General features: G+C 74.6%; 24 protein-coding genes. 16 read left to right on the top strand and 8 right to left on the bottom strand.

Features of this window, described 5'->3' with window-relative positions; all coding sequences use genetic code 11:
- Nucleotides 1–106: 106 nt before the first annotated feature.
- The 3 genes from V6U89_RS19855 to V6U89_RS19845 are packed head-to-tail and all read left to right on the top strand — an operon-like array spanning nucleotide 107 to nucleotide 4,082.
- Nucleotides 107–1,225, top strand: a complete 1,119-nt coding sequence (locus V6U89_RS19855) for a baeRF2 domain-containing protein (RefSeq protein WP_334572826.1) — start codon at nucleotides 107–109, stop codon at nucleotides 1,223–1,225.
- Complete coding sequence (locus V6U89_RS19850) at nucleotides 1,218–2,978, top strand: thiamine pyrophosphate-binding protein (protein ID WP_334572824.1); 1,761 nt, start codon at nucleotides 1,218–1,220, stop codon at nucleotides 2,976–2,978. The genes V6U89_RS19855 and V6U89_RS19850 overlap by 8 nt, the downstream gene beginning before the upstream one ends.
- Before the next feature lie 51 nt (nucleotides 2,979–3,029).
- The gene (locus V6U89_RS19845; protein ID WP_334572823.1) at nucleotides 3,030–4,082 is read left to right on the top strand and encodes an iron-containing redox enzyme family protein; all 1,053 of its coding nucleotides are present in this window, start codon (nucleotides 3,030–3,032) and stop codon (nucleotides 4,080–4,082) included.
- Between the two features lie 28 nt (nucleotides 4,083–4,110).
- Here V6U89_RS19845 and V6U89_RS19840 read toward each other — a convergent pair whose 3' ends face one another.
- Nucleotides 4,111–4,341, bottom strand: a complete 231-nt coding sequence (locus tag V6U89_RS19840) for a CDGSH iron-sulfur domain-containing protein (RefSeq protein ID WP_334572822.1) — start codon at nucleotides 4,339–4,341, stop codon at nucleotides 4,111–4,113.
- Between the two features lie 234 nt (nucleotides 4,342–4,575).
- Here V6U89_RS19840 and V6U89_RS19835 point away from each other — a divergent pair, with 234 nt between their 5' ends.
- Complete coding sequence (locus V6U89_RS19835) at nucleotides 4,576–5,946, top strand: hypothetical protein (RefSeq protein WP_442933956.1); 1,371 nt, start codon at nucleotides 4,576–4,578, stop codon at nucleotides 5,944–5,946.
- 282 nt (nucleotides 5,947–6,228) lie between these two features.
- Nucleotides 6,229–7,368 (top strand): SigB/SigF/SigG family RNA polymerase sigma factor, encoded by a 1,140-nt coding sequence (locus V6U89_RS19830; RefSeq protein ID WP_154937603.1) that lies wholly within the window; start codon nucleotides 6,229–6,231, stop codon nucleotides 7,366–7,368.
- 121 nt (nucleotides 7,369–7,489) lie between these two features.
- On the opposite strand, the gene ctaD is transcribed toward V6U89_RS19830, so the two are convergent.
- The 5 genes from ctaD to V6U89_RS19805 all read right to left on the bottom strand — a co-directional run bounded on the left by ctaD (nucleotide 7,490) and on the right by V6U89_RS19805 (nucleotide 13,241).
- Nucleotides 7,490–9,493 carry an aa3-type cytochrome oxidase subunit I gene (ctaD, locus tag V6U89_RS19825; RefSeq protein ID WP_334572821.1) on the bottom strand — a complete coding sequence of 668 codons (2,004 nt, stop codon included), beginning with the start codon at nucleotides 9,491–9,493 and terminating at the stop codon, nucleotides 7,490–7,492.
- Nucleotides 9,494–9,582: 89 nt separating this feature from the next.
- On the bottom strand, nucleotides 9,583–10,311 hold the full coding sequence (locus tag V6U89_RS19820; RefSeq protein WP_334572820.1) for an ATP-binding protein: 729 nt from the start codon (nucleotides 10,309–10,311) through the stop codon (nucleotides 9,583–9,585).
- 91 nt (nucleotides 10,312–10,402) lie between these two features.
- Complete coding sequence (locus tag V6U89_RS19815) at nucleotides 10,403–10,867, bottom strand: DUF4383 domain-containing protein (protein WP_442933953.1); 465 nt, start codon at nucleotides 10,865–10,867, stop codon at nucleotides 10,403–10,405.
- Nucleotides 10,868–10,966: 99 nt separating this feature from the next.
- Nucleotides 10,967–12,124 carry a glycosyltransferase gene (locus V6U89_RS19810; RefSeq protein ID WP_334572818.1) on the bottom strand — a complete coding sequence of 386 codons (1,158 nt, stop codon included), beginning with the start codon at nucleotides 12,122–12,124 and terminating at the stop codon, nucleotides 10,967–10,969.
- 103 nt (nucleotides 12,125–12,227) lie between these two features.
- Nucleotides 12,228–13,241: a glucosyl-3-phosphoglycerate synthase gene (locus V6U89_RS19805; protein WP_334572817.1), complete on the bottom strand. Its 1,014-nt coding sequence runs from the start codon at nucleotides 13,239–13,241 to the stop codon at nucleotides 12,228–12,230.
- Between the two features lie 220 nt (nucleotides 13,242–13,461).
- On the opposite strand from V6U89_RS19805, the gene V6U89_RS19800 reads away from it, so the two are divergent.
- The 7 genes from V6U89_RS19800 to V6U89_RS19770 all read left to right on the top strand — a co-directional run bounded on the left by V6U89_RS19800 (nucleotide 13,462) and on the right by V6U89_RS19770 (nucleotide 22,198).
- Complete coding sequence (locus V6U89_RS19800; protein WP_334572816.1) at nucleotides 13,462–14,475, top strand: Gfo/Idh/MocA family protein; 1,014 nt, start codon at nucleotides 13,462–13,464, stop codon at nucleotides 14,473–14,475.
- The gene (locus tag V6U89_RS19795; protein ID WP_334572815.1) at nucleotides 14,468–15,556 is read left to right on the top strand and encodes a zinc-binding dehydrogenase; all 1,089 of its coding nucleotides are present in this window, start codon (nucleotides 14,468–14,470) and stop codon (nucleotides 15,554–15,556) included. Before V6U89_RS19800 ends, V6U89_RS19795 begins: the two co-directional genes overlap by 8 nt.
- Nucleotides 15,557–15,635: 79 nt before the next feature.
- Nucleotides 15,636–17,384 (top strand): ABC transporter ATP-binding protein, encoded by a 1,749-nt coding sequence (locus tag V6U89_RS19790; RefSeq protein WP_334572814.1) that lies wholly within the window; start codon nucleotides 15,636–15,638, stop codon nucleotides 17,382–17,384.
- 110 nt (nucleotides 17,385–17,494) lie between these two features.
- Nucleotides 17,495–19,786 (top strand): accessory Sec system translocase SecA2, encoded by a 2,292-nt coding sequence (gene secA2 / locus V6U89_RS19785; protein WP_334572813.1) that lies wholly within the window; start codon nucleotides 17,495–17,497, stop codon nucleotides 19,784–19,786.
- Nucleotides 19,787–19,963: 177 nt separating this feature from the next.
- The gene (locus V6U89_RS19780) at nucleotides 19,964–20,704 is read left to right on the top strand and encodes a GAF and ANTAR domain-containing protein (RefSeq protein ID WP_334572812.1); all 741 of its coding nucleotides are present in this window, start codon (nucleotides 19,964–19,966) and stop codon (nucleotides 20,702–20,704) included.
- Nucleotides 20,705–20,779: 75 nt separating this feature from the next.
- A complete protein-coding gene (locus tag V6U89_RS19775; RefSeq protein WP_334572811.1) occupies nucleotides 20,780–21,286 on the top strand; it encodes a DUF2231 domain-containing protein in 507 nt (168 codons plus the stop codon).
- A 153-nt stretch (nucleotides 21,287–21,439) separates the two neighbouring features.
- Nucleotides 21,440–22,198 (top strand): class I SAM-dependent methyltransferase, encoded by a 759-nt coding sequence (locus V6U89_RS19770; RefSeq protein ID WP_334572809.1) that lies wholly within the window; start codon nucleotides 21,440–21,442, stop codon nucleotides 22,196–22,198.
- A 6-nt stretch (nucleotides 22,199–22,204) separates the two neighbouring features.
- Here the strand turns inward: V6U89_RS19770 and V6U89_RS19765 are convergent, their stop codons facing one another.
- Complete coding sequence (locus tag V6U89_RS19765) at nucleotides 22,205–23,149, bottom strand: DUF3500 domain-containing protein (RefSeq protein WP_334572807.1); 945 nt, start codon at nucleotides 23,147–23,149, stop codon at nucleotides 22,205–22,207.
- 9 nt (nucleotides 23,150–23,158) lie between these two features.
- Entirely contained in the window at nucleotides 23,159–23,305 is a 147-nt protein-coding gene (locus tag V6U89_RS19760; RefSeq protein ID WP_334572806.1) for a hypothetical protein, read from the bottom strand.
- Between the two features lie 66 nt (nucleotides 23,306–23,371).
- Between V6U89_RS19760 and V6U89_RS19755 the strand changes: the two genes are divergently transcribed.
- The 4 genes from V6U89_RS19755 to V6U89_RS19740 all read left to right on the top strand — a co-directional run bounded on the left by V6U89_RS19755 (nucleotide 23,372) and on the right by V6U89_RS19740 (nucleotide 25,459).
- Nucleotides 23,372–23,746 (top strand): signal peptidase I, encoded by a 375-nt coding sequence (locus V6U89_RS19755; RefSeq protein ID WP_334572805.1) that lies wholly within the window; start codon nucleotides 23,372–23,374, stop codon nucleotides 23,744–23,746.
- A gap of 105 nt (nucleotides 23,747–23,851) precedes the next feature.
- On the top strand, nucleotides 23,852–24,301 hold the full coding sequence (locus V6U89_RS19750; protein ID WP_334572804.1) for a cysteine dioxygenase: 450 nt from the start codon (nucleotides 23,852–23,854) through the stop codon (nucleotides 24,299–24,301).
- Nucleotides 24,302–24,347: 46 nt separating this feature from the next.
- A complete protein-coding gene (locus V6U89_RS19745; RefSeq protein WP_334572803.1) occupies nucleotides 24,348–24,842 on the top strand; it encodes a rhodanese-like domain-containing protein in 495 nt (164 codons plus the stop codon).
- A 140-nt stretch (nucleotides 24,843–24,982) separates the two neighbouring features.
- Nucleotides 24,983–25,459 (top strand): winged helix-turn-helix domain-containing protein, encoded by a 477-nt coding sequence (locus V6U89_RS19740; RefSeq protein ID WP_246157875.1) that lies wholly within the window; start codon nucleotides 24,983–24,985, stop codon nucleotides 25,457–25,459.
- The last annotated feature ends 266 nt before the right edge of the window (nucleotides 25,460–25,725 follow it).

Genomic DNA, 25,725 nt, shown 5'->3' with positions numbered 1-25,725 from the left:
CCGGTCGAATGACGTGAATGAACCCCGGTCACGCGGACGTGCCGGCGAGGTGACATCCCCGGTGGCGCGGGTAAGCGTGCGGCCGAGCTGGAAAGGGGTCTTGAGCATGCAGCTGTCCTTCCTGCGCCCGCTCTACGACCGTCCCGGGCCGTGGTGCTCGGTCTACCTGGACGCCTCCAGGGACACCCACGACGCCCACCCCCAGGTGGACCTCCGCTGGCGGGCCGTCAAGGGGCGCCTGCTGGAGCAGGGCGCCGACGCGGCGACCGTCGAGGCGATCGGGCAGGTGGTGCGCGGGCACGACCCGATGCCCGGAGACTACGGCGTGGCGATCTTCGCCACCCGTGGCCGGGTGGTGCTCACCGAGTACCTCAGCGCGCCACCGTTCAAGGACCTGGCCGTCTGGTCCGCCCTGCCGCACACCATGCCGCTGGTCGCCCAGCGGGGCGAGCAGATCGCCTGGGTCCGGGTGCTGGCCGACCGGTCCGGCGCCGAGGCGATCGCGATCAGCGCCGGTGGGGTGCCCCGCCGGGCGCAGATCGCCGGCCGGGAGAGCTTCCAGCTGCGCCGGGTCCAGCCGGGCGGCTGGTCGCAGTCGCGCTACCAGCGCGCCGCCATGGAGGCGTGGCACCACAACGCCGGCGACGCCGTCGCGGCCACCGTCCAGTTGGCCGAGCAGGTCGGCGCCGAGGTGGTGGTGGTGGCCGGGGACGTCCGGGCCACCGGCATGATCGCCGCGCAGCTGCCGGACCGCTGGCAGGACGCGATGGTGCGTACCGACGCGGGCGCGCGCGCCGGCGGTGCCGACCCGCAGCTGATGGACGACATCACCGTGCAGGCCATCGCCGAGGTCGCCGAGCAGCACGTCAACGCCGCCCTCGACCGCTTCGGCATGCAGGAGGACGTGGGCGCCGGGCTGGAGGCCGTGGTTGCCGCCCTGCAGCGCAACCAGGTCGACACCATGCTCATCGTCGACGACCCGTCGGCGACCGGTCAGCTCTGGATCGGTCCGGAGCCGACCGACATCGCCATCGAGCCGGGGCAGCTCCCCGCGGTGCGCGACCCGCAGCAGGTCCGCGCCGACGCGGCCCTGGTCCGCGCCCTGGTCGGCACCGACGCCGAGCTGGCCGTCCTCGGCCGGGACGAGGCACCGGACCTGACCGACGGCATCGGCGCGGTGCTGCGCTACGTCGACGCCGGCACCCCTGGGCGCGGCAATGGCTGACCGGACGGTCGCGGACCTGGTGGTGGACCGGCTGCGGGCCTGGCGGGTGCCCCGCGCCTTCGGCTACCCGGGCGAGGCCATCGCCCCGCTGGTCGAGGCGCTGGACGTTGCCGGGGGTGACCCGGAGTTCGTGCCGGCCCGCCACGAGGAGACCGCCTCGTTCATGGCCACCGGGCACGCCAAGTACACCGGTGGGATCGGCGTCTGCCTGGCCACCCAGGGCCCCAGCGCGGTGCACCTGCTCAACGGCCTGTACGACGCCAAGCTGGACAGCAAGCCGGTGGTGGCGATCGTCGGGGAGGACGTCACCGGCCCGCTGGGCGGCGCGCACGAGGAGATCGGGCTGAGCCGGCTCTTCGGCGACGTGTGCAACCAGTTCGTCCGGTACGGCCGCACCCCGGGGCAGGTGGTGGCCCTGCTGGACCAGGCATTCCGGACCGCCGCGGCCACCCGCAGCCCCACCTGCGTGGTGCTGCCCCGGGAGTTGCAGGAGACCGCCGTACCTGATCTCCAGCCGCAGGCCGCCGGGGTGCTGACCGCGACGCCGGGGGAGCCGCTGGCCCGGGTGCTGCCGCACGACGCGGACCTGGACGCCGCCGCCTCGCTGCTCACCATCGGGCAGCGGGTGGCGATCCTGGTCGGTCAGGGCGCCCGGGGCGCCGAGGACGAGGTGGTGGCACTGGCCGACCGGCTCGGCGCCGGAGTGGCCACCTCGCTGCTCGGCAAGCCGGTGCTCGACGAGCGGCTGCCGTTCCACACCGGGGTGCTCGGCGAGGCCGGCACCACGGCGGCCGCGCAGCTGATGGGCGGCGCCGACACGCTGCTGCTGGTCGGCACGAACGACCCGTGGACCGACTACTTCCCGATGGCCGGGCAGACCCGGACCGTCCAGATCGACATCGACGGGCGGCGGATCGGCACCCGCTACCCGGTGGACGTGCCGCTGGTCGGCGACGCCGCCGAGACGCTCCGCGCGCTGCTCACCCGGGTGCACGACCAGCCGAACCGACAGTGGCGCGCCACCGTCGAGGGCTCGGTGGACCGCTGGCGGCAGGAATCGATCGCCCGGGCCGAGGCGCCCGCCCAGCCGGTCAACCCGCAGCTGGTGCTGCACGAACTCTCGAACCGACTGCCCCGGCGCGGCGCGGTCGCCGTCGACGTGGGCTCGGTCATCTACTGGTACGCCCGCCACCTGGAGCTGCCGCCCGGGGTGAACGCGCAGCTCTGCGGCACGCTCGGCTCGATGGGCTGCGCTCTGCCGTACGCCCTCGCCGCCAAGCTCGCCCACCCCGACCAGCCGGTGCTCGCGCTGCTCGGCGACGGCGCGATGCAGCTCAACGGCCTCGCCGAGCTGATCACCGTGGCGCACCGCTGGCACGAGTGGGCGGATCCGCGGCTGGTGGTGCTGGTGCTCAACAACCGCGACCAGTCCGGCATGGGCGGCGGCCGGCAGGTCACCGACGCCACCCACCGCCGCCCGGACGTGCCGTACGCCGGTTGGGCGCGGCTGCTCGGGTTGCACGGGGTCCGGGTCGACCGGCCGGACCTGGTCGGGGCGGCCTGGGACGAGGCGCTCGCCGCGGACCGGCCGTGCGTGCTGGAGGCGGTGGTGGACCCGGAGGTGCCGCTGCGCCCGCCGGAACCGGCGCTGGCCGACCTGCGGGGAATCTTCGCCGACGGCGACGCCGCTCGCCGGGTCCGCGAGCGGATGCTCGCCACCCGGATGACCGTGGAGGCGGAGGACCTCGTTTAGCGCCACCGGGGCAGGGCATCAGGAGACCCCCAGCCGTGACCGGGAGGTTCCATGTCCGACTCCGTCGACCGCCGCTACGGCCCCGCGCCGCTGCCGCAGCCCCGGGGCCCGGTCTCCACCGCCGTGATCGAGGCGCTGGTCCGGCCGCCGCACGAGCTGCCGGCCGGGCTGGGCGCGGAGTTCGACCCGGCGGACCCGGTGGTCGACGAGGACCTCCAGCTCACCCTCTTCCTCTGCTACGAGCTGCACTACCGGGGCTGGCAGGGGGTGGACGAGGACTGGGAGTGGCAGCCGTCGCTGCTGGCGCTGCGGTCCGTCGCCGAGCGGTCCTTCGAGGCGGCGCTGCGCCGGCTGGTCGGCCCGCTGCCGGCGGTGCTGCCCGGCGGGGTGCCGCGCGCGTTGGCCGACCTGGTGGCCGCCGACGACGACCCGGCGCTGGCCGCCGCGCTGCAGCGCCGGGCGACGCTGGCCCAGTTCCGCGAGTTCGTCACCCACCGGTCGATCTACCACCTGCGGGAGGCCGACCCGCACAGCTGGGCCCTGCCCCGGCTGGGCGGTCCGGCCAAGGCCGCGCTGGTGGAGATCCAGATGGACGAGTACGGCAACGGCCGGCTGGACCGGATGCACGCCGAGCTGTTCCGCCGCACCCTGGGCCGGCTCGATCTGGACACCGGGTACGCGGCGTACCTGGACCGGGCACCCGCCGTCACCCTCGCCACCAACAACCTGATCTCGCTGTTCGGCCTGCACCGCCGGCTGCGCGGCGCGCTGCTCGGTCACCTCGCCGCCTTCGAGATGACGTCCTCGCTGCCCAACCGCCGGTACGCCAACGGCCTGCGCCGCCTCGGGCTCGACGAGACAGCCACCCGCTTCTACGACGAGCACGTCGAGGCCGACGCGGTGCACGAGCAGATCGCCGCACACGACCTCTGCGGCGGGCTGGTCCGCACCGAGCCCGGCCTCGCCGCCGACGTGCTGTTCGGCGCGGCGGCCGCCCTGGCGGTCGACGGGCTCTTCGCCGGTCACCTGCTGGCGAGCTGGGCGGCCGGGGGTTCGTCGCTGCGAGCCGTTGCCGAGCCGTCCCGGGTGGACGTGGCCGCCTGAGCCCGTCAGCAACCACGCCCGCGCTGGGTCAGCCGTCCCGGTCGGTGGCCGCGCGGAAGTTGATCGCCTTGTGCGTGCCGTCGCAGAACGGCTTCAGCGCCGACTTGCCGCACCGGCACAGCGCGACCGTGCCCCGCCGGGCGTCGATACTGCGCCCGTTCGGGGTGACCAGCGCGAAGTCGCCCCGGACCAGCAGCGGTCCGTCCTCGTAGGGGGTGATGGTGGCCGCCGCGTCGGCGGTGGGGTGCTGGGCACTCATGGGACCGGATGTGCCCCTGCCGGCCCGGCCGAAACCCGGCGGGGCGGCGGGACGCCGGTGGGCGTCGACTCACCCGAGCGCCCCGGACCGGCGTACCGCCGCCCACCCGAGCATTGCCCCCAATGCCCGTTTAGACCCCATCCGGACGGGAAGCCGGGTCGCGTGGTGAGCGAACGAGGCAAGGTGGGGCCGGTGCCCAAGGTGCAGAAGGGGCTCACGGCAGAGGGCGCCGGCATGGCCGGCGACCGGGTCGTCGCCGCGGGCAGCACGGCCCGGGTACTGGTGGCGGCCACCGCCCGGGCCCTGCGCGGCGTCGACTGCGGCGACCTCGGCCAGTCGACGCCGCTGTCCCGGTTCACCGCGGCGCCGGAAGCGGTCCGCCGCGCCGCCGCCGCGCGGGCCGCCGGCCGGGTCGCGCTCACCCCGGACCAGACGGCCGAGGTCGACGCCGAGCGGGTGGCCCGGTGGATCGTCGACCAGTACCCCCGCCGCCGGTACCCCGGGGTGGTGCTGGGCTCCCCGCACGCCTCGGCGGTGCACCTGGCGGTCGCCCTGGGCGTACCGTGGCTGCCCGCCGCCTTCGAGATGACCGCGCACTGGACCTGCGGCGCGGTGGACCGGCCGCGCGCGGCCCTCGACCACGGCGCGGCGCTCGCCGCCCGGGTGCTTGCCGGCAACCCCGAGCTGCACCTGCGGCAGGTGCACTGCCCCGCCAGCCGGGGCGCGCTGGCCGGGTCCACGGTGTCGCTGGTGGCCCGCTGGCAGGCCCTGCCCCGGGCGTACGCCCGCTTCCTGGCCGATCGCCTGGAGCCCGCCGCGTCGCTGCTGGTGGTCCGCGACGCGCGCACCTGGCCGGTCAGCGACGAGGGACAGGGGCACAGCTTCCAGCTCGGCTGCCCGGGCAGCGGCCTGGAGCCGGTGGACTTCCACCCCGACTCGCACGCGCTGCGCCAGGTGCTCCGGTCGGCCGGCGGCGACGGCGGGCACTGGGAGCCGCCGGAGGTCTCCGCCGCCGCCGAGCATGCCGAGCACGGGGTGGAGCCCGGCTTCCTCGACGGGGCGCGGCAGTGGGGCCGGCGCCACGGCCACGGGCTGCACGAGGTGCACGTCCCGCGGCCCACGGCGCTGAGCGCGGCCGTCGCCGACCTGTATCGGCGCTGGCTGCGGCGGGCCGGCAAGACCGGCGACCGGCTGGTGGTCGAGTGCGGCCGGCTGCTCGACCCGTGGCAGGTGGTGCGGGCGGGGCTGGTGCCGTACTGGTGCGAGAACGCCACCCGGCGCTGCGTCGACGGGGTGGAGTTGTGGCTGGCCGGCAGCGAGCCGTTCAGCTCGGTGGACGTGCTGCCGGAGTCGCCGGGGATGCGCTCGCCCGCCCTCGCCGGGCTGCCCCAGTGGCTCGCCGTGGCCGCGTTCGGCCGCCGCCGCCGGGCGCTCGACCGCACCGCCGCCCGGGGCTACCCGATCGCCTCGGTGCCCACCCGCCGGGCCACCGAGGTGCTCCGCAACCAGCCCTACGACCTGCCGGTGCCGCCGCCGCTCGGGGTGGCCGAGGCGGTCGCCGCGCTGCGGGAGGACGGGGCTTCGATGGGCCTCGCCGTCTCCTGAATCCGGTGGGAAACCGGACGTCCGGCGGTTTCCCACCGACCCGCCGGACCGAGCTGCCGAAACATCCTCGCGAACCCGGGGTCGCGTGATTGAGTACCTACGGAGCGGGAACACCGCTCGCTGCGACGGATCGAGCACGCCGCGTAGCGTGCTGTCGTCGCTCTCGCGCGTCCGGTGACACCGGCGCGGCACGTGACCCAAGCTTCCGGCCCGGTGCGTGGCCCGACCACGCGCACGACCGGCTCCCACTCCGGGCGGGGGACCTTCCTGAGGGAGGCGCGGATGTTCGGACAGACCACCACAACCACACCACCGCCGACCGAACGCGGCCTGGAGGACCTGGACGCGGCCGCGCTGGCGTACGCGGCGCGGATCGCGGGCCTGCCACCGGAGCGTCGGCAGGAGGCCCGGGACGACCTCGTCCGGTTCGCCCTGCCCTTCGCCGGCCGGCTGGCCCGCCGCTACCGGGGGCGCGGCGAGCCGCTGGAGGACCTGGAGCAGGTGGCCCGCCTCGGCCTGGTCAACGCCGTCGACCGGTACGACCCCGAGCGGGGTTCGTTCACCGCGTACGCGGCGATCACCATCGTCGGCGAGATCAAACGGCACTTCCGGGACCGCACCTGGGGGGTGCATGTGCCCCGCCGGCTGCGCGACCTGATCCTGGAGGTCGGGCAGGCCACCGCGGCGCTGACCAGCGAGCTGTCCCGGGCGCCCAGCGTGGCGGAGTTGGCCGCGCGGCTGGAGACCCCGGAGGAGGAGATCCTCGCCGCGCTGGAGTCGGCCGCCGGCTACAGCCCGGCCTCGCTGAACGCGCCGGTGGGCGGAGAGAGCTCGGCCGAGTTCGGCGACCTGGTCGGCGAGTCCGACAACGCGCTGGAGTCCGTCGACGACCGGGTGACGGTCAGCGGACTGCTGCACCGGCTGCCCTGGCGGGAACGGCGCATCCTGGCCATGCGGTTCTACGGCAACCAGACCCAGGCGGAGATCGCCGCCCGGTTCGGCATCTCCCAGATGCACGTCTCCCGGCTGCTGTCCCGGGCGCTGACCTGGCTGCGCCAGGCGATGCTCGCCGACGCGCCGCCGCCCTGGCAGAACGGCGCCGCCGAGTGCGAGACCGGCCGGAACCGGATCGCGCTCAAGCGCACCGGCGACCGGGTGGTGGTCGAGGTCGGCGGCGAGATCGACCGGGACGGCGCCGACCAGCTGCGCCGGGTGATGCTGGAGGCGGTCACCGGCCAGCCCCGCGAGGTGGTGGTCGACCTGGACGGCGCCGGCGGGGTCGACGCCGGGGGGATCGCCGCCCTGATGGCCGGCCGCGACGCGGCGGCGCGCACCGGCGTCCCGCTGCGGCTGACCCGGGTCCAGCCCGCGGTACGCCGGTCGCTCACCGCCGCCGGCCTGCCCGCCACCGCCGACGCCTGATCATCGCCGCCCGACCCCGACACGGCCGGCCCGTGCCGGGGTCGGGGGCGACACGGTGTGGCCGCCACCACCGAGTCGCGGTGGTGGCGGCCACGTGCCCGTCGGCGCGGCGGGCGCCCGGTCAGTGCTCCTCGGGGTCGCCCTTGGTGTGCGGATGCCGCCAGCGCTCGTCCGACTCCGGGCGCGCCTGGGCGTCGAGCGGGTTGCCCTCCGGCTCGTCGGCCTGCTCGAAGCTGGGCCGGCGCACCACCTCCGGCTCCGGTACCTCGACCGGCCGGGCCCCGGACTGCGGGGCGGGCTGGTACTCCACCGCCTCCCGGGCGCCGTGCGCGCCCTCGGCCGCCGGCGACTCCGGGACGTGCCGCTCGTGGTGCAGCTCCTCGCGGAACTCCTGGGGCGGGAGGGTGGTGCGCTGCGGCAGGTCCCGGCCCAGGTCGGCGACGTGTGGGCCGTACTTGGCGTCGAACGCCGGGCGCTCGGAGCGGATCCGGGGCATCCGGTCGAAGTTGCGCAGCGGGGGCGGGCAGGTCGTCGCCCATTCCAGGGAGTTGCCGAAGCCCCAGGGGTCGTCCACGTTCACCATCGCCCCGTACCGCCAGGACTTCCAGACGTTGTAGATGAAGAACAACGTGGACGCGCCGAGGATGAACGAGCCGATGCTGGAGATCGTGTTCAGCGTGGTGAAGCCGTCCTGCGCGAGGTAGTCGGCGTACCGGCGGGGCATACCCTCGTTGCCCAGCCAGTGCTGGATCAGGAACGTTATGTGGAAGCCCAGGAACATGGTCCAGAAGTGGGCCTTGCCGAGTCGCTCGTCGAGCAGCCGACCGGTCATCTTCGGGAACCAGAAGTAGATTCCACCGAAGAACGCGAAAACCACCGTGCCGAAGAGGACGTAGTGGAAGTGCGCCACCACGAAATAGGTGTCGTGCGTGTGGAAGTCCACCGGCGGACTGGCCAGCAGCACCCCGGTGAGGCCGCCGAGCAGGAAGGTGACCAGGAAGCCGATGGCGAACAGCATCGGTGTCTCGAAGGTGATCTGCCCCTTCCACATGGTGCCGATCCAGTTGAAGAACTTCACCCCGGTGGGCACCGCGATCAGATAGCTGACGATGCTGAAGAAGGGCAGCAGCACCTGGCCGGTGGCGAACATGTGGTGCGCCCAGACGGTCATCGACAGGATGGTGATCGAGATGGTGGCGAGCACCAGACCGGTGTAGCCGAAGATCGGCTTGCGGGAGAAGACCGGGATGATCTCGGTGACGATCCCGAAGAACGGGAGCGCGATGATGTAGACCTCGGGATGGCCGAAGAACCAGAACAGATGCTGCCACAGCATCGGCCCGCCGGTGGTCGAGTCGAAGACGTGCGAGTCCAGGAGCCGGTCAGAGGCCAGCGCGAGCAGCGCCGCCGCCAGCAGCGGGAAGACCAACAGCACCAGGACGCTGGTGAGCAGAATGTTCCAGGTGAAGATTGGCATCCGGAACATGGTCATCCCGGGCGCGCGCAGCGTGAGGATGGTGGTGACCAGATTGACGGCGGTGAGGATGGTGCCCAGACCGCCGATGACCAGCCCGATCACCACCATGTTCGGCCCGACGCCGGGGGAGTTCTCCAGCGTGCTCAACGGCGGGTAGGCGGTCCACCCGAAGTCGGCCGACCCGCTTGGCGTGGCGAAGCTGCCGTACAGCATCAGGCCGCCGAACAGGAACAGCCAGTAGCCGAACGCGTTCAGCCGGGGAAACGCGACGTCCGGGGCGCCGATCTGGATCGGGACGATGTAGTTGGCCATTCCCAGAGCCGCGGGTGTGGCGAAGAGCAGCAGCATCGCCAGCCCGTGCGTGGTGAAGAGCTGGTTGTACTGCTCGGGGGAGAGGAGTTGCAGCCCTGGCCGGGCCAGTTCGCCTCGGATCAGCATCGCTTCGATCCCGGCGGCCACGAAGAACAAGAAGGCGGTGACCAGGTACATCAGGCCGATCAGCTTGTGGTCGGTGGTGCCGAGCAGCTTGATCAGGTGGTTGCCCGGCAGCGCCGTGCGGACCGGGCCGGGGAAGCCGCCGAACCGGGCCGGCGCCAGGATCGCCGGCCCCCGGTCTCGTGCCGGCTCCGTGGTTACCCGTCTGGGCATGGCTTCTCACCCCGTCATGACGACAGAAAGGACGAGCGCGACTACCCGTCCCCTCTGCCCATGTAACCAGGCGAGAGGGGGAATTTCGGTCAATTCGCCGGCACGACCGCCCAGACCACCTTTCCGTCGGCGAGCGGGGTGCTGCCCCACCGCTGTGCCATCTCCCGGACCAGCATCAGCCCGCGCCCACCCTCGGCACGCAGCCCGGGGCTGCCCGGCCGCGCCGCGCCGCGGCTGCCGTCGGTCACCGCCACGTGCAGGTACGGCCGGCGCAGCGTCAGCGTCACCTGCATCGGCGTGTGCGCGTGCCGCACCACGTTGCCGACCAGCTCGCTGAGCACCAGCGAGGCCGGGCCGACCAGCTCCGGCGCGTTCCACCGGCCGCAGGCCTCGCCGACCAGCTCCCGGGCGCGCCGGCAGGCGGTCGCCACCGGCTCCAGCCGGGCCCGCAGCCGGGGTGCGGCGACCTCGCCGGCCAGCCGGGTCGCCTCGGCACAGTCCCGGTGCACCGGCACCACCCGGCAGGCGGTGGACTCGGCGAGCCAGGCGGCCGCGTCCGACGGGGGAGCGCAGAGCAGCACCGGCACGGCCGGCCACCCGGCGGCCTCGCGGGCCGTGGCGGCGAAGACGGACAGCGCGAGCCGGTCGGCGACGGTGATGTCCGCCAGGTCGACCACCAGCGCGTCCGGCTGGGCGGAGAGGCAGCGGTCCAGCACCGTGTGCACCGACCGCATGGTGTCGAGGTCGAGCGCGCCGTGCAGGCGGACGACGGTCACGGGTGACTCGTCGCGCACCTCGCAGCTGATCCGGCTCGCCATCGGCCCCTCGATTCCGCTCGCATGCCCAGGTTCTGGCAGGTACCCGGGGCTTCTCCGGGCGAAACCGGACCGACCGGATACGGTGGCCGGGTCAGTGGCGATCCCCGTCACGACGGGTGAGCACGCCGAGCGCGAGCATTCCCGCGCCGAGCGCGAGGTGCAGGACGTCGTCGGCGGGGTTGACCGGGATGACGTTCGCCGCGCTGCGGTGGTCGACGGCCAGCCCGTAGAGCCACAGCACCAGGTAGACCGCCGCACCGCCGACCAGGTAGGCGCGCGCCAGCCGGACGGTGCGCGACAGCGCCAGCCCGGCCACGCCGGAGGCCAGGTGCAGCAGGTTGTGCAGCACCGACACCTGGAACAACCCGAACAGCTGGGCGCCGGACTGGTGCCCGGCCAGCCGCAGGTCGGCGTAGTCGCTGGTGATCCCGGGCACGAACCCCAGGGCCCCGATCAGGAGGAACACCGTCCCGACCGTGGCGGCGGCCCGGCGTACCGGCGCGCGGCCGTCCGCCGGGTTGCGCCGGGCCCGGGAGTGGGCCATCGGACCGGCCATCGCGCGCTCCCTCCGTCGCGCCGTGGCGTTCCCGCCTCCCGGCCCGACAAACGGGCCCGGACCATGCCGGTCCGGGCCCGTGAGAGCAGGGGGTACGCCTCAGGCGACCTGCAACTGCCGGGCCCGGGCGCCGTGGCGGACCCGCTCGTACAGTTCGACGTAGCGCTGCGCCATCATCGCCGGGGTGAACCGGGCCGCGGCCTCCCGCCGGCACTCGTCCGCGTCGAGCAGACTGGCCGCCAGCAGCAGGTCGCCGAGCTCGTCCTCGTCGCTGGTGAGCAGGCCGGTGCGGCCGTGCTCGATCAGTTCGGGCAGGCAGCCCCGGGCGGTCGCCACGACCGGGGTGCCCAGCGCGAGGGACTCCACCACGGCGGTGCCGCCCGGTTCCTCCCAGCGCAGCGGGAACAGCGAGGCCTTCGCCCCGGCCAGCAGGTCGTCGCGGTCCTGACCGGCCACCGTGCCGACCCAGCGGACCATTTCGCCATCGACGTGCGGGGCCACCTCGTCGTAGAAGAACCGCACGTCGGGGTTCTGCCGGGCCTCGTCGCCGGCGGCGGCCAGGTCCTCCGGCCGGTGGTACGGCCCGACCGGGCCGGCGAGCACCAGCGGGACGCCGACCCGCTGGGCCAGCCGGGCGCCCACGTCCTGCCCCTTGCCCGGGTTGATCCGCCCCAGGATGATCGTGTAGTCGCCCTTCTCCGGGCGCGGCGCGCGGTCCGCGCCGACGGCCAGCGGGGTGGACAGGTGCACGTGCCCCACCGAGTGCTCCCGCAGCGCCCGGGGGGCGCGGGCCAGCTGGGAGGCGGAGACGCCGTTGACCCGGACCCGGTCACCGGCGTCCAGGTTGCCGTAGAGCTCGGGGTGCTTGGCCAGGTCCCAGTGCAGGGTGTGCAGCACGGGCGGGCCGTCCGGCCCCATCGCGGCCAGGGTGGCCAGCCCGACCGCCTCGACGTGGTCGTGCACCAGGTCGATGTCGTCGCGGTGGTGCAGCTGCCGGATCACGCCGTTGAGGTGGGCCTGGGAGACGCCGCACACCTGGTTGTAGGGGCGCTGCAGGGCGTGGAACTGCCCGTCGGGGAAGACCGAGAACTTCTCGTCCACCGGCAGGGTGCTGCTCTCCACCGAGGCCAGCACCACCCGTACGCCCAGGCGCCGCAGCTCCGGCACCAGGGTGGCGATGACGTTCTCGATCCCGCCGTAGCCGGGGGGCGGCACTGACAACCAGGGGCCGGCGTTCATCAGGACGGTGAGGCTCATCGCGTTGTGGTCCTTCCCTCGGCGGAGACCCGGTCGGCCGTCCGCTCTCCGCCCCCGGCCGGCTCGTGCCGGCCGTCGGGTACCCGTCGCGGCGAACCGCCGCTCACGCCGCCACCCGCCGGCGCGGCACCCGGTGCCGCAGCTGGGCCAGCGGCGGGCGCTCCGCCACCGAGACGTCGCTGACCACGATCTCCCGGTCCAGGTTGGGCAGCGCGTCGGAGCCGCCCCGGCGGAACTGGGTCAGCATGGTGGCCGGCATGGTGCCGGGGCTGGCCCAGCCGCGCCGCTGCAACCGCGACCAGGCGGTGTGCATGATCTGCGCGGACATCCGGCCCAGCGCCGCGGTGTCCTGGTGGCGGTGCTTGCGCTCGCCGAGGTCGACCTGGGCGAGCGCGTCGAGGCCGACCAGCTCCAGCAGGTCGATCAGCATCGCCGTCTCGACCCCGTAGCCGGAGACGAACGGCACCTGCTCCAGCACGTCCCGGCGGCCGGCGTACTCGCCGGCGAGGGGCTGCACGAAACCGGCCAGCTCCGGCCAGAAGAGGTTGAGCAGGGGGCGGGCCATCAGCTCCGTCACCCGCCCGCCACCGTCGGCCTCCACGCTGCTGGCACCGACCAGCGGCCGGTGGTAGAAGCCCTTCACGAAGTCCACCGACGGATCGGTCAGCAACGGTCCGATCAGGCCGGTCACGAAGTGCGGACGGAACTCGCGCAGGTCGGCGTCGACGAAGGCGACCACGTCGCCCTCGGCGGCGGCCAGGCCGGCCCAGAGCGCGTCGCCCTTGCCGGTCAGTCGGGGCAGTCCCCGGGTCATCTCGTCCTGGCTGACCACCTCCGCGCCGGCGGCCCGGGCCACCTGGGCGGTCCGGTCGGTGGACCGGGAGTCCACCACGATCAGCTCGTCGACCAGGGCGACCCGGTCCATCAGGTGTTCGCGGATCGTGGACACGATCGCGCCGACGGTGACCTCCTCGTTGCGGGCCGGCAGCACCACACTGACCCGGGTGTCACCCTTGGCCCGCATCAGCCGCCGCGTCGGCCAGTCCTCGGCCGAAGTCGTCCGGTAAGTCGCCCATGCCTCCACCACTGGTGAGACGATCGAATCTGTATCCCGCACTGGCACACCCCCAGATCGTGGCGGAAAACGCGGAGTTGGTTTTCCCATCTCCGCCCGCGCGCTAACCGGATCATGCCTAACAGCTTGATCACGGACCGTGCACCAGCCGGTTCCCGGCAGATGAACGGTTCGTTGCCGAACGGCACGGGGTTTCGCGTTCGGGCGCTGGGGGGAGTGCTGTTCCCGCGAGTCGGAGAACAGCGTCGAAAGGGTCGGTGGAATGCGCACGTGCCGGGTGGGACTGGTAGGGGCCGGTGGGGTGGCGCAACGCCACGCCCGCGTGTTGAGCGGTTTCGAGGACGTGGAACTGCTCGGGGTGCACGACGTGTCCCGGGACGCGGCGGCGGAGCTGGCCGGCGCGTACGGCGGCCGGAGCTTCGTCGACGTGGACGAGCTGCTCGCCGCCGGACCGGACGCGGTGTACGTCTGCCTGCCGCCGTTCGCGCACGGCCCGGTGGAGGAGGCCGTCATCGCCGCCGGCGTCCCGATGTTCGTGGAGAAGCCCGTCGCGGTCGACCTGGAGACCGCCGAGCGGATCGCCGCGCTGGTGCAGGAGAAGCGCCTGCTCACCGCCGTCGGCCACCACTGGCGCTACCTGCACGTGGTCGAGCGGGCCCGCGAGCTGCTGGCCGACCGGCCGGTGCGGATGGTCAACGGCTCCTGGCTGGACAAGGTCCCCCCGGTGGCCTGGTGGGCGGTGCGGGACCGCTCCGGCGGCCCGGTCGTCGAGCAGGCCGCGCACGTGCTGGACCTGGTGCGGTCGCTGGTCGGCGAGGCGGTCGAGGTGACCGCGTACGGCGACGGCAACCCGCCACCGGTCGAGGGCGCCGACATCGACTCGGTGACCGCGGCGACGCTGCGCTTCGCCAACGGGGCGGTGGGCACGCTCGCCGCGGCCTGCGTGCTGACCTGGAAGCACCGGGCGGGGCTGGAGATCCTCGCCGACGGCCTGGCGCTGTCGCTGGCCGAGGACGGCCTGGTGATCTGCGACGCCGACGGGGAGCGCCGGATCGAATCCGATCCGGACGGTGCCCGGATGGCCGTCGACCGGGCCTTCATCGACGCGGTGACCGGGGTCGGCGACGACGTCCGGGTGCCGTACGCCGAGGCGATGCGGACCCAGCGGCTGGCCCTCGCGGTCGCCGAGTCGGCCCGCACCGGGCGTGCCGTGGCCCTGCCGACCGGCCCGGCGTCCGTGCCGCTGGCCGCCGCGGGGGTGAGTGTCGATGCGTGACAAGGTCGTGGTGGTCAGCGGCCCCGGCGCCGTCGAACTGGCCGAACAGGACGCCGCCGAGCTGCGCGAGGGCAGCTTCCGGGTGGAGACCCTCTACAGCGGCGTCTCCGCCGGCACCGAACTGAGCTTCGTCAAGGGCACGAACCCGTACCTCAACGTCACCTGGGACCCGGACCTCGGCCTGTTCCAGCCCGGTGCGGCGGGCACCCCGTACCCGGTCACCCGGCTCGGCTACATGCAGGTCGGCCGGGTGGTGGAGAGCCGTACCCCGGCCGTCGCCGTCGGCACGGTGGGCGCCATGACCTACGGCCACCGCACCGGGTACGTGGCCGACCCGGTCGCCGAGCGGTTCGTCCCGCTCCCCGACGACCTCGACCCGCTGCTCGGCATCTACGTCGCGCACATGGGCCCGATCTGCGCCAACGGCCTGCTGCACGCCGCCGCCGACCTGTGCGGCACCGACGTGCGCTCGCTCGGCGACGGGGTGCGCGGCCGGCGGGTCGCGGTGGTCGGCAGCGGCGTGGTCGCCCTGCTCACCGCCCTGTTCGCCAAGCGGCACGGCGCCGCCTCCGTGGTGGTGCTGGACCCGACGCCGCAGCGCCGCCAGGTGGCCGAGGCGCTCGGCCTGGAGACGCTCGACCCGGAGGCCGACGACCCGGCCGTGGTGCTCAAGACCCGGTGGAACCACGCCGCCGGGGACCGGGGCGCCGACGTGGTGTTCCAGTGTCGCGGCCAGGCCTGGGCGTTGCACCTGGCGCTGCGCCTGCTGCGCCCGCAGGGCACCGTGATCGACCTGGCCTTCTACCAGGACGGCGCGGACGCCGTCCGGCTCGGCGAGGAGTTCCACCACAACGGGCTCTCGCTGCGCTGCGCGCAGATCGGTCGGGTGCCGCGCGGCTTGGCGCCGACCTGGGACCGGGAACGGCTCTCCGCCGAGACCATCGAGCTGCTGCGGCAGTACGGCGACGTGATCCGCAAGCACCTCGTCTCGGCGGTGGTGCCGATGGAGGACGCGCCCGCCCTGCTGACCGACTTGGCCGAGCGCCGCCGGCAGGAACTCCAGGTGGTGCTGACCGGCTGACCCGGGCAGCCGGGCAGCCGGGCAGCCGGGCAGCCGGACACCCGGCAGCCGGCTGGGCGGGGGCGGCTACGGTCGGCGCATGACCACCGCCGCCGCCCGCCGGCCCGCCGGCCTGGCCGCCCTGCTGCCGTACCTGCGCGCCCACCGCGGCACCCTCGCCGTGGTGGGCGCGTTGTCGTTGGCCGGCGCGGGCGCCGCGCTGGCGCAGCCGCTGCTCACCCGCCAGGTGCTCGACCGGATGGCGGCGGCCCGGCCGGTCACCGGCCTCGTGGCGGCGCTGGTGGCCCTGGTGGTGGCCGGCGCCGCCCTCGGCGGGCTGCGCGACTTCCTGCTGCAACGCACCGCCGAGGGCGTCGTGCTGGGCACCCGGCGCCGGCTCGCCGGGCACCTGCTGCGGCTGCCCATCGTCGAGTACGACCGGCGCCGCACCGGCGACCTGCTCTCCCGGGTCGGCTCGGACACCACCCTGCTGCGGGCCGTGGTCACCTCCGGGCTGTTCGAGACGGTCACCGGCGCGGTGATGGTGGTCGGCGCGGCCGGCGCGATGGCCCTGCTCGATCCGGTGCTGTTCGGGGTGACCCTGCTGGGGGTGGCCGCCGGCGTCGGTTTCGCGCTCACCGTGGCCCGCCGGGTGCGCGGGCTGTCCCGCGCCGCCCAGGAGCGCGTCGGGGAGATGACCTCCGCCGTCGAGCGGGCCATCTCCGCCGCTCGGACCATCCGCGCCGCCCGTGCCGAGCACCGCGAGGCCGAGGCCGTCGGTGAGAGCGCCGCCCAGGCGTACGCGGCGGGGCTGCGGGTGGCCCGGGTGCAGGCGGTGGTGGGCCCGGTCAGCACGGTCACCATCCAGGGCGCGTTCCTGCTGGTCCTCGGTGTGGGCGGGGCCCGGGTGGCGGCCGGGGCGATCACCGTGGGCGATCTGGTGGCCTTCGTGATGTTCCTGTTCTTCCTGGTCCTGCCGCTGGGCCAGGCGGTGCACGCGTACACCCAGCTGCAGACCGGGCTGGGCGCGTTGCAGCGGATCGAGGAGGTGCTGGCCGTACCCGCGGAGGACGCCGGGGACGGCGCGGACCTGGCGGCGGCCCCACCCGCCGGCCGCCCGGCGGCGATCGAGTTCGACCGGGTGGGGTTCGGCTACCCGGACGGTGCCCCGGTGCTGCACGAGGTGAGCTTCACCGTGCCGGCCGGCAGCCGCACCGCCCTGGTCGGCCCCTCCGGAGCCGGCAAGTCGACCCTGCTCGCGCTGGTGGAGCGCTTCTACGAGGTCGACACCGGGTCGCTGCGGCTCGACGACGTCGACGTGCGCCGGCTGTCCCGCGACGCCCTGCGGGCCCGGCTCGGCTACGTCGAGCAGGAGGCCCCGGTGCTGGCCGGCACGCTGCGGCAGAACCTGCTGATCGGCGCCCCGGACGCGACCGACGCCGCGCTGCTCGCCGTCCTCGACGAGGTCAACCTCGGCCACCTCGCCGAGCGCACCGACGCCGGGCTGGACGTGCAGGTGGGGGAGGGCGGGGTGCTGCTCTCCGGCGGCGAGCGGCAGCGCCTGGCGATCGCCCGGGCGCTGCTCGCCGGCCCGCCGGTGCTGCTGCTGGACGAGCCGACCAGCAACCTCGACGCGCGCAACGAGGCGGCGCTGCGCCGGGCCATCGACGCGGTGGCCGTGCGGCGCACCCTGCTGATCGTCGCGCACCGGCTCGCCACCGTCGTCGACGCCGACCAGATCGTGGTGCTCGACGGCGGCCGGGTGGTCGCGGTCGGCACCCACGACGAATTGACCGTCACCAGTCCGCTCTACCGGGAACTGGCCGCCCACCAGCTGCTGGTGAGCTGACCCGATCCGCCGCCGCTGACCTGCGCGGACGTGCCGGGACGGGGACACCCGGGACGCCCCGGACGAGCCGGGCAGCGACAGCCCGGCCGGTTCGCGTACCGTTGCCGCTCATGGGTGTGTCGCAACGGTTGAAGAGCAGGTTCCGGCGGTTCCTCCAGCGCCCGGGGACGACGGTCGACCTGGCCCCGCTGGAGAAGTTGCTGCCGCAGATCGCCGCGCGCGAGGACGAGCTGTCCGCCCTCGACGACGCCGAGCTCACCGAGGCCGCCGGCGCCGCCACGGAGTACGCGGAGATCTGCGCGATCGGCCGCGAGGCCGCCCGTCGCGGGCTGGACCAGCGGCCGTACGACGTGCAGCTGCTCGGGGCGATGGCGCTGCTGTCGGGCAAGGTCGCCGAGATGGCCACCGGTGAGGGCAAGACCCTCACCGCCACCATCGCCGCGTACGGGCACGTCCGGCTGGGCAACGGACCGGTGCACGTGCTCACCGTCAACGACTACCTGGCCCGCCGCGACGCCGAGTGGATGGCGCCGGTCTACCGGCTGCTCGGGCTGACCGTGGGCTGGGTCAACGAGGCCTCCACCCCCGAGGAGCGGCGCGCCGCGTACGCCTGCGACGTGACCTACGTCGCGGTCAGCGAGGCCGGCTTCGACTTCCTCCGCGACCAGCTCGTCACCGACCTCGCCGACCGGGTCCAGCCGCCGCTGAAGACCGCGATCGTGGACGAGGCCGACTCGATCCTGATCGACGAGGCCCGGGTGCCGATGGTGCTCGCCGGTGCGGTAGCCGGCGAGCAGGACCCGGTGCACGCCGCCGCGGCGCTGGTGCGCGGCCTGCGCAAGGGCAAGCACTACACCGTCGCCGAGGACGGCCGCAGCGTGGCGTTCACCGCCGCCGGCCTGGCCACCGTCGAGGCGAAGCTCGGCGGCATCGACCTGTACGACACCGAGCACGTCGGGCAGCTCTCGGCGGTCAACGTGGCGCTGCACGCGCACGCCCTGCTGCACCGCGACGTGGACTACATCGTCCGGGAGGGCTCGGTCGAGCTGATCGACGAGATGCGCGGCCGGGTGGCCCAGCGTCGCCGCTGGCCGGACGGCCTGCAGGCGGCGGTCGAGGCCAAGGAGGGCGTGGACGCCACGGCCGAGGGTGAGGTGCTGGGCACCGTCACCGTGCAGGCGTACATCGCGCTCTACCCGACGGTCTGCGGGATGACCGCCACCGCCGTGCTCGTCGGCGACCAGCTGCGCGAGTTCTTCGGCCTCGAGGTGGCGGTGATCCCGCCGAACACCCCCTGCGTCCGGGAGGACGAGCCGGACCGCATCTACGCCACCCGGGCCGAGAAGGAGGAGGCGCTGGTCGACGAGATCACGCGCTGCCACCAGGCCGGCCGGCCGGTGCTGGTCGGCACCCTGGACGTCAAGGAGTCCGAGGGGCTGGCCGCCGGCCTGCACGCCGCCGGGGTGCCCTGCGTCGTGCTGAACGCCAAGAACGACGACGAGGAGGCGGCGATCATCGCCGAGGCGGGCGCGTACGGCGCGGTCACCGTCTCCACCCAGATGGCCGGCCGGGGCGTGGACATCCGCCTCGGCGGCAGTGACCAGAGCGACCGGGACCGGGTGGCCGAACTGGGCGGCCTGTACGTGATCGGCAGCGGCCGGCACGACAGCCGCCGGGTCGACGACCAGCTGCGCGGCCGGGCCGGCCGGCAGGGCGACCCGGGTGGCTCGGTCTTCTTCGTCAGCCTCGAGGACGACCTGGTGGTCCGGCACGCCGGCGACGCCGTGCCGGCCTCGCCGCGGATGAACGCCGACGGCCTGGTCACCGACGAGCAGGTGGACTACGCCGTGGAGCACGCCCAGCGGGTGGCCGAGGGCGTCAACCACGAGATCCACCGCAACACCTGGCGGTACAGCGTGGTGATCGAGCAGCAGCGCAAGGCGCTCGCGGAGCGCCGCGAGCGGCTGCTCACCAGCGACGTGGCCGCGCTGATGCTGCTCGACCGGATGCCGGAGAAGGCCGGCGAGATGGACGAGGACCTGCTCGCCCGGGTGGCCCGGTCGATCGCCCTCTACCACCTCGACCGGCTCTGGGCCGAGCACCTGGCCGAGCTCTCCGAGGTCCGCGAGGGCGTGCACCTGCGGGCGCTGGGCCGCCTCGACCCGCTGGACGAGTTCCACCGGGCGGCGGTGCCGGCGTTCAACAACCTCGTCCCCGAGATCGAGACCCGCACCATCGCCACCTTCACCGAGACCGAGTTCGACACCGACTGGGAGCCGGACGCCGCCAAGCTGGTGCGGCCGACCGCCACCTGGACGTACCTGGTCCACGACAACCCGTTCGGCTCGGAGCTGGACCGGCTGATCGCCTCGGTCGGCCGGCGGCTCTCCGCCGCGCGCTGAGCGGTCAACGGGGTCCCTTCCGGCGCGGGTCCGCGCCGGAAGGGAGCCCTTTACGCGGTTTCGATCCTGGTTTGCGAGGGTAGAAGCCCGGGGCTCATGAGTCAGGGGAGATCACACGATGGGACAGGCAATGGGGCCGGTCGGCGGGATCGGTCGGCGCGCGGGGGCCGTGCGCCGGTGAACCTGGACATGCGGGAGCCGATGATCGACACCCTCGGCGTGCTGGAGACGGCCGGCCTGCTGCGCGAGCTGACCGCCGGCCTGATCGCAACCGACGACTTCGACGAGGCGCTGGCCCGGCTGGTGCGGATCGCCCGGGACGCCGTACCGGACGTGACCTGGTGCGGCTTCACCGCGCTGCGCGCCGGGGAGCCCGCCGGGGTGGCCGCCTCCGACGCCGACCTGGCGGAGCTGGACGACCTGCGGCACGGCCCGGAGTCGCCGGCGATGAGCGCCATCGGGCGCCGGGAGATGACCGTCGCCCAGGACCTCGCCGTCGAGGACCGCTGGCCGGGCTGGACGGCCCGGGCGCGGGGCCTCGGGGTACGCGGGGTGATCTCCGCGCCGGTCGACGTCGACGAGCAGGCGATCGGGGTGATCAACCTCTACACCGACTCCGCCGGCACCTTCACCACCCGGCACCAGCTCACCGCGATGCTGCTCGCCGAGCACGCCGGCCTGCTGCTGGCGGCCGTCCGCGACCGGGTCAAGCAGGCCGAGCGGGCCGGGGAGCTGGACGAATCGCTGCTGGAGAAGGGCGTCGTCGGTCAGGCGGTCGGGGTGATCATGACCCAGCGCGGGTGCCCCGCGCCGGAGGCGCTCGACGTGCTGCGCAACGCCGCCTCCTCGCTGGACATCCCGCTGCGCGAGGTCGCCGAGCGGCTGGTCGCCACGGTGTCGCGTCCCCGGGAGGGTTGAGCGCGTCGTTTCGCCGGACTGGCCGCCGGGTAGCACCCTGGATTCGTGAGCTGACGCGAAACCTGGGAGGAACCGATGGAGAGCCGGCTACGGGTGCAGGGGCATCCGATCCAACCGATGCTGGTGACGTTCCCGTTCGGGCTCTTCGTCAGCGCGGTCCTCTTCGACCTCGCCGACGTGGCCGGCGGGCCGGCCTTCCTCGGCGAGGTCGGCTACTGGACGGCGGTCGCCGCCCTGGTCGCCGCCGCGCTCGCCGGGGTGGCCGGCATGGTCGACCTGTGGGACGTCCGGGCCGGCCGGACCCGCCGCACCATGGTCACCTTCAACCTGGTCAACGCCGGCATGGCCGCGCTGTTCCTGCTGGCCTGCCTGATCCGGGCCGACGCGCCGCAGCGCGGCGCGACCGCGGTTTTGGTGATCACCGAGCTGGTCGCCCTGGCCGTCGGCGCGGTCGGGGTCCGGCTGGGCGCCCGCCTGATGCGCCAGTTCGACGCCGGCCGCCGGGAGCCGAGCGGCTTCGAGGCCCTGGACGGCGTGCCGGCCGCCGGCGCCACCGTGGAGATCATCCGCCCCCGCGCCTGACAGCCCCGCCGCTCGCCCCGGACCGCCCGCCCGCCCATGTCGGCGACGTGGCGGTGTCCTCCGGGGCGGAGGCCGCCACCTCCCCGACCGGGTTCGACCGGGGCCGGCGAAATCCGGTTGTCGGCCACCCTTCGGGCCCGGCAGGGTGGCCGGATGGCAGAGCGCGCCTTCGCCGAACTGGTCGCCGAGGCGGCGGCCGCGCCCGTGCACGGCTGGGACTTCTCCTGGCTCGACGGCCGGGCCACCGAGGAACGCCCGCCGTGGGGCTACGCCCGGCTGGTGGCGGCCCGGCTGGCGGCGGTCTCCGCCGCCCTGGACATCGACACCGGCGGGGGAGAGGTGCTGGCCGAGGCGCCGGCCCCGCCACCGCTGCTGGTCGCCACCGAGGCCTGGCCGCCCAACGTGGCGGTCGCCCGGCGTACGCTGCGCCGGGTCGGCGCCACCGTCGTCCAGGTCGGCCCCGCGTCCGGGCTGCCGTTCCAGGATGCCTCCTTCGACCTCGTCACCAGCCGGCACCCGGTCGCCACCGGGTGGGCCGAGATCGCCCGGGTGCTGCGCCCCGGCGGGGCGTACCTGTCCCAGCAGATCGGCCCGGGGACGATGCGGGCGCTGAGCGAGGCGATCCTCGGCCCACTGCCGCCGGCGACCAGCCGGCAGCCGGAGCGGGCGGTGGCCGCCGCCCGGGCCGCCGGCCTGTCCGTGGTCCGCCTCGAACAGGCCACCCTGCGCGCGGTCTTCCACGACGTCGGCGCGGTGGTCTGGTTCCTGCGCAAGGTCGTCTGGACGGCGCCGGGCTTCGACGTGGACCGGCACCGGCCGCAGCTCGCCGCGCTGGACCGGCGGATCCGCGCGGAGGGGGCCTTCGTCGCCCACGCCCGCCGCTTCCTGATCGAGGCGGTCCGGCCGGCCTGAGCGGCGTCAGTGGGCGCGGGCGTGGTGGGCGGCGAGCACGTCGGCGCCGAACTCGCCGGCCGGACGGCGCAGCACCGTGTGCGCGTGGTTGCCGTCCTCGGTGGTGTTGTCGTACTCGATCAACAGGTCGTCGCCCTGCACCCGGTAGTAGTGCCGCCCACCCGGCCGGGTCGACCCGGCCCAGGCGAAGTGCAGCTCGCCGCCGGCGAGGCGATCCGCCTCGCGGACCGCCAGCTCGGCGGGGAGCCGGTCCAAATAGAGCGCCACCAGCTGGTCGAGCAGGGCGCGGCCGGTGACACCGAGCCGGTCACCGGGCACGCCCAGCGGGGTGAGCGGCCCGTCGACCGACGGCCGGGTGGCGCTCACGATGTCCGCCGGGGCCTCGTCGGCGATGATCGCGGCGGCCCGCCCGGCCGGCCCGATCGCCTCCAGCAGCTCCCGGCCGAGGTCCTCCTCGATGCCGAGCGGGCGGGAGACGGGCCGCCCGGCGTGCCGGACGGTGGCCGGGTTGGCGCCGAGGAAGAGCGGGGCGGGGGAGACCTCGTCGTCGACCACCGTCATGCTCACCGACAGGTGGTGCCCCTCGAACCGCCACGCCCAGCGGTCGTCGCGGGCCGGGTCGCCGTAGAGCGCCACCCAGTAGTCGCCGCTGTGCCGGCCACGTCGCCACTCCTCCGCCCGGTCCAGCACCTCCTCCAGCGCCACCACGGTCATCGCCTGGGCGTACGCCGGTGGGCTCAGCGCCGTGGCCAGCAGCCGGTGCGCCGCCTTGCGCCCGGCGCGGTCCAGGTCGGCCAGGCACACCCCGGGGCGGGGCCGGGGCCGGTACTCCAGCCACCGCCGGCCCTCGTCGTCGAAGGCGTGCCCGGCGGCCGCGCGGGCCGGCTCGTCGAGCGTGGCCAGCAGCGCGCCGGCCGCCGTGCGCATCCGCTCCGGTACGGGATCGTCCATGGTGTCGCCTCAGCGGGAGGTGGGCAGGGTGAGCAGCTCCGGCAGGTCGACGAAGCGGGCGGTCTCCGGCGCCGACGGGTCGCCGTGACCGGCGCGGGCCAGGTCGAACCTCCGGTGGGCGAAGGCCGACGTCTCGGCGTCCGGGTCGTCGGTCACCCGTCCAGGCTAGTCGGCCGCCGCGGCCGGCGGGCTGGTAGCTTGCCTGCCCACGACGGGAGGGTCATGGACGACGTGTACGTCGGCAACGCGGGGGTGGACGGTGCCACCAACGCCGGTTGGCTGCTCGGGCACTTCATGCCCGCCGGCGACCCGCGGCACAGCGCCGAGGTCGAGGTGAAGTGGGGCGTGCACCCGCCGGGGGAGGCCCGCTCGCGGTGGGCCACCCAGGAGCGGCGGATCGCGCTGCTGGTTCTGATCAGCGGCCGGTTCCGGGTGGAGTTCCCGGACCGGACGGTGGTGCTGGGCGCGCCGGGCGACTACGTGGTGTGGGGCCGTGGGGTGGACCACTGCTGGTACGCCGAGCAGGCGTCGGTGGTGCTGACCGTGCGCTGGCCCTCGGTGCCGGGCTACCGGGTGGACCCGCCGGTCTCGCGCTGATCCCCGGTGGTTCCGGTGGCCGTCCCAGCATTCGGTATTACCTACTAAACCTATAGGCTTTGACTCCTATAGTGGTGGCCGGACGCATCGCCACGGGAGACCGCCATGACCGACCCGCACACCGACCTGCTCGCCGTCGCCGCCTCGTACGCCGACCCGGCCCGCTGGCCGGTGCCGCTGCGCTTCGACCCGGTCGAGCGCTGGTACGCCCGGCTCGCCGGCACCGACACGCACGAGGTCTGGGCGCTGAGCTGGCTCCCCGGCCAGGGCACCGACCTGCACGACCACGGCGGCTCCTCGGGCGCCTTCCTGGTCGTCGCCGGTGAGCTCACCGAGGAGACGGTGTCCGGTGCACGGCTGCGCCCGCACCGCCTGACCGCCGGGGCCGGGCGACGGTTCGGCCCCCGGCACGTGCACGTGGTGACCAACCACGCCCACCAGCCCGCGGTCAGCGTCCACGTCTACCGGCCCGCGCTGCGCCGGATGACCCGCTACCGGCTCGACGCCGGTCGGCTGCGGGTCGCCGACGTGGCCGAGGCCGGCGTCGCCTGGTGACCCCCCCACGCCCGCCCACCGGCTCGTTCCTGGAAGGACCGCGAGGATGCCGCAGCAGCACCACCCGAGTACCGACAGCCCGCCGGTGCCACCACCGGGATCCCGGGGCATCGACGAGATCCTGGCCGCCGCCCGCGCCCGGCTGCGCCGGCTCGACCCGGAGGCGGCGCACCTGGCGTACCGCGCCGGGGCCCTGCTGGTCGACATCCGGCCGGCCGCCCAGCGGGCCGCACACGGCACCGTGCCGGGCGCGCTGGCCATCGAGCGCAACGTGCTGGAGTGGCGGCTCGACCCGCGCTGCCCGGCCCGGCTGCCCCAGGCGGTCGGCTACGACCTGCCGGTCGTCGTGATCTGTCAGGAGGGCTACACGTCCTCGCTGGCCGCCGCCGCGTTGCAGGACCTCGGCCTGCACCGGGCCACCGACGTGGTCGGCGGCTTCGTCGCCTGGCGGATCGCCGGCCTGCCCGCGCTCGGTCCGACCCCGCCGGCCGGTTCCCCGGCCACCGCGCCCCCGGTGACCGCCGGCCGGGCGCCGCGCTGACCGCCACGCTCCACCGGGCGTGGCGGACGACCCCGTCATCTCAGGAGGCACCGATGTCCGTCGTCGCCATCACCTCACGCCCGCACCCGCCGGGCCGCTCCGACCGGCCGGGACCGCCCCGGCCCCGGTCCGCCCCGACGCTGACCATCACCCTCGATCTGGCCGCCGCGCCCCTGACGCCCCGGCTGGCCCGCCTGGTCGACCTGCTCGGCGAGCTGGCCGAGGCGGGGGAGGGCGTGGTCCGGCTGGCCGAACCGGTGCCGGTGCGGGCGGTCACGGCCGTGCCCGCGCCGGCCCCCGCCGACGAGCACCCGGACACGCTGCGGATCCTGGCCGGATCCCGGGTGGTCCGGCAGGGCGACCGGGAGATCCCGCTCACCCGGATCGAGTTCGACCTGCTGCTCTTCCTCGCCGAGCACCCGCACCGGGTCTTCACCCGGCTCCAGTTGCTCGGCAGCGTCTGGGGCTACGAGCACGCGGTGGCCCGTACCGTGGACGTGCACGTGCGCCGGTTGCGCGCCAAGCTCGGCGCGGACACCCCGCTGGTGACCACCGTGTACGGCGTCGGCTACCGGCTGGCCGACGAGGCCCGGGTCCGGGTCGACCGGTTCCGCTGATCCGGCGCCGGCGCGGCACGCCCGGGGCACCGTCCGCCGTGGTGCGTCGGGCCGGACCGGCCAATGTGAAGCGGAGCGGGTACCCCCCGTATTCGACCGCCCCGGCGACTCTGCTGTAATCATCTGGCTCGTACGCAGAGCGAGGGTTCGGCTGCGATGTGTTCGTCAATTGTCACATTCATGCAACGTGGCCGCCCCTTGACCCTCGCTCAGGGGCCGGGAAGCATCGATGAAGCGGCGTCCCGGGCCGTGGGTTTACCCGGACC

The organism is Micromonospora sp. CPCC 206171 (genome assembly GCF_036906755.1).
GTDB lineage: Bacteria > Actinomycetota > Actinomycetes > Mycobacteriales > Micromonosporaceae > Micromonospora > Micromonospora purpureochromogenes.
The sequence above is the reverse complement of the archived record's forward strand: the minus strand, read 5'-3'. Positions and strand labels throughout refer to the sequence as shown.